Genomic DNA, 11,745 nt, shown 5'->3' on the forward strand with positions numbered 1-11,745 from the left:
CACTTATTTGAATATTCCTATTAAAATTCTATAATTTGTAATTAATTAAAAATAATTTAACTTTTTTTATAAGAGTGTGTAAAAATTAATTAATTTAGCGCCCTCATTTCTAATTTTTAAAATAGAACCTTATATATCGATGAAGAAAAATTTATTTAATCAACAAAACACAAAAAATATTTATCAGCAATATCTATTGCTGTTTATATTGTTCTTTTCTGGAAATACTTGGGGGCAGACTACAATTGCTTCAGAGGGATTTAATAATTCCGCATCATCATTTACAGTTTCAGGTGGGGCTTACTATACGGGAAACTCAGCGTCGGGTGATAGGCCAGCAACATCTGCTTTTACAGTAGAGGGATCTCATTCTTATGGATTCACAGCACCGTCAACTACAACAGCTAGTGCTACACTGACCTCTGTAAATTTTAATACCTTAGCCTATACAGGTTTATCTTTATCGTTTCGATTAGCCGCGTTTTCTATAGGCTCGACTGGAAATGGGGTTGATGCGACTGATCTTGTTAATGTCGAAATAAGTCCTGATGGAGGAACTACTTACTATAGTACTATTCGTGTACTTGGATCAACAGCTGGTAATGCATACTGGGCTTATTCAGCTACTGGAGTTGCATCTACAGCTTATGATGGCAATGTTACACCTGTTGACTTTCAACCAACAACAACAGGTTCTCAAACAACAGCAGGATATTCTACTGTAACAATAACCGGATTACCATCAGTTTCAAATTTAAAAGTAAGAATTACATTAACAAATAATGCTACATCTGAACGTTGGGTTGTGGATGATTTTAAACTTACTGGAACATCCGCTTCTTCTTGTACAACTCCAACATCACAACCAACATCATTAGTATTTGGAACAACAGGTGCTTCTACCGTTAATGCTACATTTACTGGAGTAGCGTCGCCTAATACACCAAGCGGTTATTTGATTTTGAGAAGCACAAATGCAACAGTGCCAACTTTAGTAGATGGAACTTCATATACTACAAATACAGATGCTACTATTGGAGGTATTGTTTATAGGGTTTTACAAGGAAGTGCTACAGCTTCATTAGGAACAACAATTGCCGAAACAGGATTGACCTCTAATACAAAATATTATTATTATATCTATTCATATAATAATAATTGTACCGGACAACCTTATTACTTGACAACCTCTCCATTAACAGGGGATAAAACGACTTGCCCGGCTCCTGCTACTTTACCATTGAGTTCTGTTACAAACAATAGTGCTACTGTATCTTGGACAGCTTCGGTTGTCGGAGGTTCTGCGGAGACAATCAAGTATAGATTTGAACTATATTCAGATTCTGGAAGAACAACGCCTGTTGCTGGTTATCCACTAACAGATACAACTTCTCCGGTTTCTATTGCTGGACTCCCATCTAATACAACCTATTATTACAGGATTGTTGCTTATAACTCTAGTTGTCAATCAACAAATTTAGATGGTAGCTTTACTACAGACTGTACTTATATCAATACTTTTCCATATAATGAAGGGTTTAATTCTTCAACATTGCCTTCTTGTTTTATTGCCACGGAAGGTTCTACTGGAGCTTCACAGCATTGGGAGTCTGTAACAGCTGATGGTACTAATGGTGTTGGTACCGCAAAAGAAGGAGCTCGTTTCTTAAGAATGAATTATTTTAACGCTTCAGCATCATATAACACTTATGATCTTACTTCTGTTGGTTTTCAATTGCCAGTTTCTCCTAAGCAAGCAAGATTTTCAATCTGGATGGGTGCTAATAGTGGAGCTAATAATTTACAATTCCAAATAAGTGTTGATGGTGGTGCTTTTAATACAATTGCAACTTATGGTGCAAATGCATCTAATACTTCTTCTAGTTCTCCTTGGGAAGAAAAAATCATTGATTTAACATCATATGCTAATCATAATGTAAAGTTTAGACTAAAAGCGACATCAAATTTTGGAACTGGTAGATGTAATATTGCATTTGATGATTTTAATATTGAAAACCTTCCTAGCTGTTTTGTACCGGTAGCTCCTTTTACAGGGACAATGGTTGCAAAAGATAATGTTAATATTACTTGGGGTGCACCAGCTACAGCTCCTGCAAATGGATATCAGTATTATTTGTCTACAACCAATACAGCACCTTTAGCTGGAGCATCTCCTACAGGGAGTGTTGGAGCAGGTGTTACCACTGCAAATATTACTACAGGTTTAGTTGCTGGAAGTACTTATTATTGGTGGGTAAGATCCAATTGTGGTACAACGGATAAAAGTGAATGGGTTGCGGGAGGTAACTTCTATTATGGTTATTGTTTACCATCAAGTTCAAATTCTACAAATTATATATCGAATTTTTCTACAACTAAAGGTTATACATCTAATATTAATAATACATCTACTTATACAACAGGAGGATATCAGGATAATTATGCTACTCAAAAAGTTGAAATGTATTCTACTGGAAGTGTTGATTTTTCATTTACAACACCGGGCGGAAGTGCAGGAACTGCAATTTGGGTAGATTGGAACAATAACTTGATTTTTGAAACTTCAGAAAGAGTTTATTCTTCAGGTAGTTCTTATACAACTGGCAGCACAGGCAGTATTACTGTTCCAAATGGTCAGGCTGTGGGAGATTACCGAATGAGAATTAGAACAATGTATCTGTCAAATGGCGATGATGTAAATCCTTGTACAACCCAAGCTACACGTTCTGAAGCAGAAGATTATAAATTTTCTGTTGTTGCTCAGCCAGATTATGTTATTTATACAGACGCAGTTAGTGCTAATAACACAGTTAATAATACACTGAATATTTATTTTAAAGATTTTGATGGGTATAATAATTTTTACACCAATGACCAGTTAGAAATTTGGATGCATGCAGGTATTAAAACATCTTCTGCAACTTGGCAGTACCAAAATGCAGGTCAGGATTTTAATAATACTTCAACACTAATTAAGTTCACAAGAGAATCTACCAATCCAAATGTTTATAAAGCAACGGTAAAATTGGCCGATTGGTTCTGTATTCCTACAGGAACTACCGTAGAAGGATTGAATTTAGTTTTCAGAAATCAATATGGGATAGGTGGTAATGATCAAACTGCTGATATGGTTTTGAATCTTACATCAGCAGCAGTAACTGTGAATGTTTCTACAATTGGCGCGGCAAGTGCTGTAACTACGAACTCTGCAACAATTAGCTGGACAGCGCCAGCAACAGGTGCAGTGAAAGGTTTTGATTATTATTACAGTACTTCTAACACTGCTCCGACTGCGGGAACTACGCCAAATGGAACAGTAGCTGGAAGTGTATATACTGCCAACTTATCAAGTCTTTCTGCGGCAACAACTTACTATTTCTGGGTAAGAACTAAAGGTTGTGACACCAATAGTGCTTGGAGTGCTTCTGGGAACTTTACAACAGCTTGTACTAATATTTCCTCTTTCCCTTGGACAGAGAATTTTGATACGATGTCAACTTTAGGAGCGAATGTAGTTCCAAATTGTTGGATGACTACTTCAGGTTCTCAATCTTGGACTTCTAGTAATGCGGTAGCATCCACAAGCTCGCCGGGTGCAAACTCTCCTTCTAATTATATGAGATTGCAGTGGAATAACAGTTCAGCAAGTAATTTATATACACCAGGTTTTACACTTAATGCAGGTAAGTCTTATGATTTTACTTTTTATTATAGAACATCTACTACAGGTTCTAATGGAGGTGGATTCAATGGAGATTTATATGTAAATGCAGAGCAATCTACTACAGGTTCAACTTTTTTAGGTAATTTCGTTACTTCTACACAAAATGTTGGATATACAATGTATAAATATACATTCACACCAACTACTACAGGAACTTTTTATTTTAATCTTAGAGCAACATCTAATAATGCAACGGCAACATATTATTTAGGTGTTGATGATTTCAGGCTAGAAGAAACACCTCCTACTTTATTAGCTAACAATACTTCTGCAGTATCCTTATCATTTCCAGATCAGGCTATAACGACAACTTCTGCTACTCAAAGTTTTAATTTGTCAGGATTAATGCTTACAGGTGCGCCAGGAACTATTACTATTTCTGCACCTGCTGGATTTGAAGTTTCGTCTGTAGATAATACAGCTTGGGCAGCATCTACGACTGTAAATTATTCTTCATCTACTTTAGCAGATAAACAAATAAATGTTAGATTTAAGCCAACAGACTGCACTCCAATTTCTAATGCTGTATTAACAATTAGTGGAGGAGGAGCAACAGTGATTCCAACCGTTACTCTATCAGGAAAAGGAATTATATCTGCACCGACTGCGATAGCAGCAACTGATATTACGGCAACAACATTTACTGCTAATTGGCAACCTGTTGCTGGAGCAACCGGATATGAACTGGATGTTTATAAAAAAGGTGAATTGTTAAATACTGCTACAGAAGGTTTTGAATCGGGAATGACGATGACTAGCTATGCTACAGGAGTAGGTAATTTTGAGCTAGTAACAGGAACTTGGACAATGAATAGAGTTATAAAATCAACAACGGCTACAAACAATTATAATAACTCAGCGTCAGGTGCGCAATTAGAAGGAGGGAGTAGTTCTTCTATTATTTCACCATCTTATAATAAACTAAAAACATTGAAGTTTCATGCTAGAAGAGGGTCTTCTGCTACTACAATTTCTATTTATAAAATAGTTTCCGGAGTAGAAACACTTTTAGGAACCCAGGCACTTGCTAATTCTTCACCATCACAGTATAGTTTTGATGTGAATGAAACATCTAATGATGTTAAAATAAAAATTGTTAATGGTTCTGCTGTTGCATATATTGATAATGTACTTATTGATTATTATGTTGCCAATAATGATTATGTAGCTAATTATAATCCTAAAGTTATCGTAGGTAATTCTGTCAACTCTGACATTGTTACAGGACTTTCTCAAAATACGACATATCACTATGTTGTAAGAGCAATTACGTCAACTTGTGAATCGGTCAACTCAAATGAAATAGCCGTTACAACAAATAATACAGTCGTGTGGAATGGCTCTGCTTGGAGTAATATAGATGGACCAACAGCCACTTTAGACTCTAAAATAATTGGAGCGTATAATATTCCTATTTCGTTTGAAACTAACAACCTTGAAATCACAAATACAGGATCATTAGACATCAAAGCTCAGAAAGATGTAACAGTTTATGGAAATATTACTTTACCAGCGGATAATAAGATTGTTGTAGAAAGTGATGCTAATCTTGTGCAGAAAAATGTTGGAGCAGATAATAATTCCAATAATACGATTACCGTAAAAAGAACTGCGCTTCAACCAACAAAAGGTTATACGTTCTGGAGCTCACCTGTGGCTAATCAAAACCTTTATAGCTTCTCTAACGGTTACAATTCAGCCAATGGAGGAACTGGTACCGGAACACCTTGGAACAGATTTTTTGTGTACAAAGAATCGACAGATACTTTTGTTACTACGATTAGTGGAGAGATTACATTGGGGGCTTCATCGGTATTTGATACAGGAAGAGGTTATGCGATCAGAGGAAAAAACAGCTATACCCCAACTGGCGGAACAGGTACGGAAATACCTTCTACAGCAGATGAATTTAGTTTTACAGGGAAGATGCGCAACGGATCTCTCTCATCCCAGATTTTGAAAAACTCTTGTGGATCATCTGTGTCAGAATTTGACTGCACCAAAGGTTATAATCTTATAGGGAATCCTTATCCGTCTAATATAGATTTTGACGCATTATATAATTTGAATAATACTAAAATCTATGGTACTGCATATTTCTGGACTAATAATGATATAGCAGCAACAAACGTTCAGCAAGGTTCTAATTATACAGGGAACAATTATGCAATATATAATTTAACTGGAGGTACACCAGCTGTAGAAGTAGATCATTATCAATTGGCTTCAGCTAATCCTATTCCAAATGGAACTGTCAAAGTAGGACAAGGTTTCATTATCAAGGCTAAAAAAGTAGCAGCAGGTACTCCAATTGATTTTACCAATTCTGTTAGGATGGGCTACGATGCAGATGCGCACTTTTACAATTCAAAAAGGGCTGAAAAGAATCGTTTTTGGTTAAAAATGACATCGCCGGCCAATATTTCTAATACTATTTTGTTAGGCTATATTAATGGTGCAACCAATGGTTTTGAAATTGATTATGATGGAGAATTGTTTGTGATTGGCTCCGATGCCTTTTATTCCCTATTGCCAAATAAAAAGCTGGCAATCCAAGGTAAAGGAGAATTTACTCAGGATGATGTGATTCCTTTGGGTACAAAGCATGCGGTAAACGGGATGTATAAGATCTCATTGAGCAAAAAAGATGGTATATTTTCTGATGGTCAGAAAGTGTATCTAAAAGATAAGCAGAATAATACTTATACAGACTTGACTTCGCAGGATTACACTTTTAACGCAAATCAGGGTGTGGATGATGCCAGATTTGAGATTGTTTATAAAAATAACGAAGTTTTAGGTGTTGATAGCTCCAAATCAGATTTCATTGTATATAGAGATGGTAATTATTTTATAATTCAGTCTTCTAAAACTCTTGGAAAAATTGAGCTTTATGATGCAAGCGGAAAACTGATTCAATCTATTGATACAAATAAAAAAGAATTCAGAATGGATGGATCTGCACTGTTGAACGGGGTATATATTATCAAAGCAGAAAATTCTGGAAATATCAGAACTAAAAAAATAATCAAATAGAAATGTGAAAGTAATTATTAATATTATTTAATATTAACAATTTATAGGATTTTACTAAATTTTTATATCTTTACAACCTGAAAAATATGCCTAGTTTTAAACTACGATGAAAAAAAAATTTTTAATAACATTTTTGTGCCTGGGGGTGTTATCTTCTGCACAATTTAAAGATAATGCTTTTGATAATGAGTCGTCAAAACTTAATCAAGATAAAGTGCAGGATTTAAACACGGCTGAAGCAAATCAGAATGCTACTTTTGAAGAAGAGCAAGGCTCGCCGGCATCTGCAGGACCTGTTGGAGGAGAGCAGCCAGAAGGACCAGGTAACCCGGGTAATCCGGTTCCTATTAATGGTCTTGTTCCTTTATTATTCTTAAGTGGATTAACATTGATATTTTATTATCAAAGGAAAAGTAAAAAGATTAATATTTAAAATATTTAAGTCCGAAATTTTTTAATTTCGGATTTATTTTGTCTTTATGTATAAAAGTTTTCTAAAACCATTTTTTGATTTTATCTTTTCGCTGTTGCTGATACTGATATTGTCACCAATATTTGTATTGATTATCATTTTATTATACTTTTTCAATCAGAAGAATGTATTCTTTTTTCAGAGCCGGCCTGGTAAAAATGAGAAGGTTTTTCAGATTATAAAGTTTAAGACAATGACGGATCAAAAGGATGAAGCAGGCAATCTTTTGCCCGATGAATTCCGGTTGACCAAAATGGGGAAATTTGTCAGAAAAACATCTTTGGACGAACTGCCTCAACTGTTTAATGTTTTGAAGGGTGACATGAGTTTTATTGGTCCAAGGCCGCTTTTAGTAAGTTATTTATCATTGTATAACGAAGAGCAAAAAAAGAGACATCTCATAAAACCAGGAATTACTGGCTGGGCTCAGGTGAACGGAAGAAACACAATTACCTGGGAACAAAAGTTTATATATGATGTGTACTATGTCAATAACATGAGCTTTTTGTTAGATGTCAAAATATTATTGATGACCATAAAAAAAGTGATTAAAAGCGAAGGAATCAATACTGCCGGTCAGGCGACAACTGTAAATTTTGAAGGGAATGGAAATTAAAAATATTAATATTCTTGGTGCAGGTGGACACGCAAAGGTTGTTATTGAAATTGCTGAAGAGTTAGATTATAAAATTAATGAAATTTATGACCAGAATCCCGAAGTCAGTAAGATTTTGGATTATAATGTTTCAAACAATTTAGAAACACTAACTGAAAAGGAGAATGTATTTTTTGCGCTCGGAAATAATTTTAATCGAAAAAGTAGTTCTCAAAAGTATCATTTTGCCAACTTTAATTTAGTTCATCCATCTGCAATAATATCCACACGAACAAAAATAGGTGTAGGCAATGTTATAATGGCAGGCGTAGTCATCAACTCGTCTGTAAAAATCGGAAGTCACTGTATCATTAATACATCAGCTTGTATTGATCACGATTGCGAAATAGAAGATTTTGTGCATATTTCTCCTAATGTAGCCTTAGCCGGAAACGTTAAAATTAAAGAAGGTGCGCAAGTTGGTATCGGCGCATCTGTGAAGCAGAATATTACAATTGGTAGTTGGTCTGTCATTGGGGCTGGAGCAGTTGTAATTAATGATGTTCCTGAAAATGTTGTAGTTGTAGGAAACCCGGCGAAAATAATAAAGAGTGTTGTATTAAAATAAGTTAAAAAAAAATTATCAATATATCAGCTAATTATAAATTATACTTAAGATGAGAATAAATAACTGATTTTTTATATTAACTTTGTAGTGATGAATAAAATTTAATTGAATAAGTGAAATAGTAAATAATAAATAAAATTAAAATTTGTGAAATCGAAAATCTGGCTTTCATCTCCTCATATGGGTGGTGGTGAAATGAAGTATATACAACAAGCTTTTGATGAAAACTGGATATCTCCTTTAGGACCAAATGTTAACGGATTTGAGAGTGATCTTGAAATGTTTTTAAATGACGGAGTTCATATTGCAGCGTTGATGTCAGGAACTTCTGCAATTCACATAGCATTGATGTTGTTAAAAGTTAAGCCAGGAGATGATGTAATATGTCAATCTTTGACATTTTCAGCGTCTGCTAATCCCATAATGTATTTAGGAGCTAATCCTGTTTTCATTGATAGTGAACCTGATACTTGGAATTTATGTCCAGTTGCTTTGGAAGAAGCTATTATTGATGGTATAAACCGCAATAACAAGCCCAAAGCCATTATAGCTGTCAGTATATATGGTATGCCATATAAAATTGATGAGATTAGAAAAATCTCTGATAAATATAATATACCCATCATAGAAGATAGTGCTGAGGCCTTGGGGAGTATGTACAAAAATAAAAAATGTGGAACTTTTGGAGATCTATCAGTCTTAAGTTTTAATGGTAATAAAATAATCACTTCGTCAGGTGGTGGTGCTTTAGTCGTGAAAAATAGAAAATATAAAGATAAAGCTGTTTTTTTGTCTACTCAGGCAAAAGATGAGGCACCACACTATCAGCACTCTGAATTAGGTTATAATTATCGATTGAGTAATATATGTGCGGGTATCGGTAGAGGGCAAATGGAGGTTTTAGATCAAAGAATCTTAGAGAGAAGAGCTAATCACGAATTTTATAAAAAGGTCTTTGAAGATATCGAGGATGTGACAATTTTTTCAGAACCTTCGGATGATTATTATTCTAATTATTGGCTGAATAATATAATTATAAATCCATCTGTAAGTGGAGTAGATAGAGAAAAAGTTAGGTTAAAACTATTAGAAGAAAATATAGAATCTAGACCTCTTTGGAAGCCTTTGCATTTGCAGCCAATTTTTAAAACGTCAAAATATTTTGGTGACAACAATGTTGCAGAGAATTTATTTAATACTGGATTATGCCTACCTTCGGGTTCTAACTTAACTCTGGAAGATAAAGATAGAATCGCTTCATGTTTAAGGATGTGTTTCAATAAATAATTAAAACATTTATCTTTACGAACCTATAATTAAAACTAATAGTATGTATGTTATTCTCTAAACCACAAAAAACAAGAATTTATTTGAGGGAGAATGTTTTTAGCTTATCTGATTTGAGGTATCTACCCAGATGGGTAATTTTATTTATAGATATTATCATAACATCAATCTCAATTTTAGTATCTCACTTGTTAATAGTAGGATTAGATGTAAAACATTATAAATTTTTCCCATTACCATTAATGTTTTGCCTGATTATATCTCTAAATGTTTTTTTTATGTATTTATTTAAAACATATTTAGGTGTAATAAGACATTCAACATTTATAGATTTATTCAAGATAATATTCGCAAATCTAAGCACTGCAATTACATTAGTTTTTTTTAACTATATAACCTATTTTACGTTTGGTGAAAAAATAATATTAATACCCTTTGTTGGTTTTTACTTTGCAATTTCTTGTTTATTTCTATTCACCTTTAGACTTTTTGTTAAGACTTTTTTCAATGCAATTAAAGAAAATAAAAGAAGCTCATACAGAAAAAAAATATATATATTAGGAGATGATGATACATCTGTTGCAATAGCACAGGCGATTATTTCTAATCCAAATTTACCTTTTGATATTTGTGGCTTCATATCTAACCAAGATAAGAAAGTTAGAATCAAGCTTTTAGGTAAAAGTGTAATTACAAAAAGTGATTTTATAAAATCTTTAAAAATTAAAGATCACGATATAAGTGGTGTCCTTTTAATTAAAGAGACTATGCAGAAGGATGAATTAGACTTTTGGGTTAATTTGTTTTTAGAAAATAATCTCAAAATCTACAAAGCACCTTCAATGCAAAAATTACGTAGTAATGAGATGATTAATCATATTAAAACTATTCAGATTGAAGATCTTCTTAACCGAAAGCCAATTAAATTAGATAATACTGAAATTAAGAAAAGACATTTTCAAAAAACAATTTTAGTGACTGGCGGAGCCGGTTCTATAGGTAAGGAAATTGTGAGACAGGTTGCCCTTTTAGAACCTTTGCAAATTGTTGTTTTAGATCAATCCGAGACTCCGCTTTATGATACAGAACTAGAAATGAGGGAAACTTATCCTCATATCAATTTTAAATTTGTACTAGCGGATATATCTAACCTAAGTCGCCTAGAACCTATTTTTGCTAAATACAACTTTTCCATGGTTTATCACGCTGCGGCTTATAAACATGTGCCATTGGTTGAAGAAAATCCCCACGAAGGAGTCTTGGTAAATGTATTAGGAACCAAAAATTTGGCATTACTTTCCAGTAAATTTGGTGTAAATAGATTTGTAATGGTTTCTACTGACAAAGCAGTAAATCCAACAAATGTAATGGGTGCTTCGAAACGAGTTGCGGAATTATTTGTACAATCATTACAAAATTTAGAAGGCAATACAACCAAATTTATTACTACAAGATTTGGAAATGTACTAGGCTCTAATGGGTCAGTAATACCTCATTTTCGTAAGCAGATAGCTAAAGGTGGACCAGTCACTATTACACATCCTGATATTGTGAGATATTTTATGACTATTCCCGAAGCGTGTGAATTAGTTTTAAATGCGGGTACTATGGGAAAAGGAGGGGAGATTTATGTCTTCGATATGGGTGACCCGGTAAAGATTTTGGATCTTGCAAAGCGTATGATTAAGTTGTCTGGATTCGAACCGGATATAGATATCAAAATTATTTTTACAGGATTAAGACCAGGGGAAAAGCTTTACGAAGAACTTTTAAGCGACAATGCTCGTACACTACCAACTTCTCATGAGAAAATTATGATATCTAAGGATCCTACCATGCATTTTGATGAAATTGATGAATTAACGGAGTTGGTAATCAATTTTTCGAGAAAAGAAGAAAAACAAGAAATTGTAAGAATTTTAAAATCCATTGTTAAAGAATTTAAAAGCAATAATTCTATCTACGAATCGTTAGATAAATAAGAATTCCTATATTTGCAAACC

General features: G+C 33.9%; 6 protein-coding genes. All 6 read left to right on the forward strand.

What is annotated here, in order from left to right; genetic code table 11:
* Positions 1-139: 139 nt before the first annotated feature.
* Positions 140-6,760 carry a fibronectin type III domain-containing protein gene (locus BXY58_RS05430; protein WP_120212804.1) on the forward strand — a complete coding sequence of 2,207 codons (6,621 nt, stop codon included), beginning with the start codon at positions 140-142 and terminating at the stop codon, positions 6,758-6,760.
* A gap of 106 nt (positions 6,761-6,866) precedes the next feature.
* Positions 6,867-7,193, forward strand: a complete 327-nt coding sequence (locus BXY58_RS05435; protein ID WP_120212805.1) for a hypothetical protein — start codon at positions 6,867-6,869, stop codon at positions 7,191-7,193.
* 46 nt (positions 7,194-7,239) lie between these two features.
* Positions 7,240-7,848, forward strand: a complete 609-nt coding sequence (locus BXY58_RS05440; protein ID WP_120212806.1) for a sugar transferase — start codon at positions 7,240-7,242, stop codon at positions 7,846-7,848.
* A complete protein-coding gene (locus tag BXY58_RS05445; protein WP_229728399.1) occupies positions 7,838-8,455 on the forward strand; it encodes an acetyltransferase in 618 nt (205 codons plus the stop codon). Before BXY58_RS05440 ends, BXY58_RS05445 begins: the two co-directional genes overlap by 11 nt.
* Positions 8,456-8,602: 147 nt before the next feature.
* On the forward strand, positions 8,603-9,742 hold the full coding sequence (locus tag BXY58_RS05450) for a DegT/DnrJ/EryC1/StrS family aminotransferase (protein WP_170144198.1): 1,140 nt from the start codon (positions 8,603-8,605) through the stop codon (positions 9,740-9,742).
* Between the two features lie 47 nt (positions 9,743-9,789).
* Positions 9,790-11,724 (forward strand): polysaccharide biosynthesis protein, encoded by a 1,935-nt coding sequence (locus BXY58_RS05455; protein ID WP_120212808.1) that lies wholly within the window; start codon positions 9,790-9,792, stop codon positions 11,722-11,724.
* Positions 11,725-11,745 lie beyond the last annotated feature (21 nt).

The organism is Epilithonimonas arachidiradicis (assembly GCF_003610695.1).
Taxonomy (GTDB): domain Bacteria; phylum Bacteroidota; class Bacteroidia; order Flavobacteriales; family Weeksellaceae; genus Epilithonimonas; species Epilithonimonas arachidiradicis.

Bases quoted from the DNA above. Each gene is read 5' to 3' on its own strand.
- BXY58_RS05435 (WP_120212805.1), top strand. From the start codon at position 6,867: ATGAAAAAAAAATTTTTAATAACATTTTTGTGCCTGGGGGTGTTATCT.
- BXY58_RS05440 (WP_120212806.1), top strand. From the start codon at position 7,240: ATGTATAAAAGTTTTCTAAAACCATTTTTTGATTTTATCTTTTCGCTG.
- BXY58_RS05455 (WP_120212808.1), top strand. From the start codon at position 9,790: ATGTTATTCTCTAAACCACAAAAAACAAGAATTTATTTGAGGGAGAAT.
- BXY58_RS05430 (WP_120212804.1), top strand. From the start codon at position 140: ATGAAGAAAAATTTATTTAATCAACAAAACACAAAAAATATTTATCAG.
- BXY58_RS05445 (WP_229728399.1), top strand. From the start codon at position 7,838: ATGGAAATTAAAAATATTAATATTCTTGGTGCAGGTGGACACGCAAAG.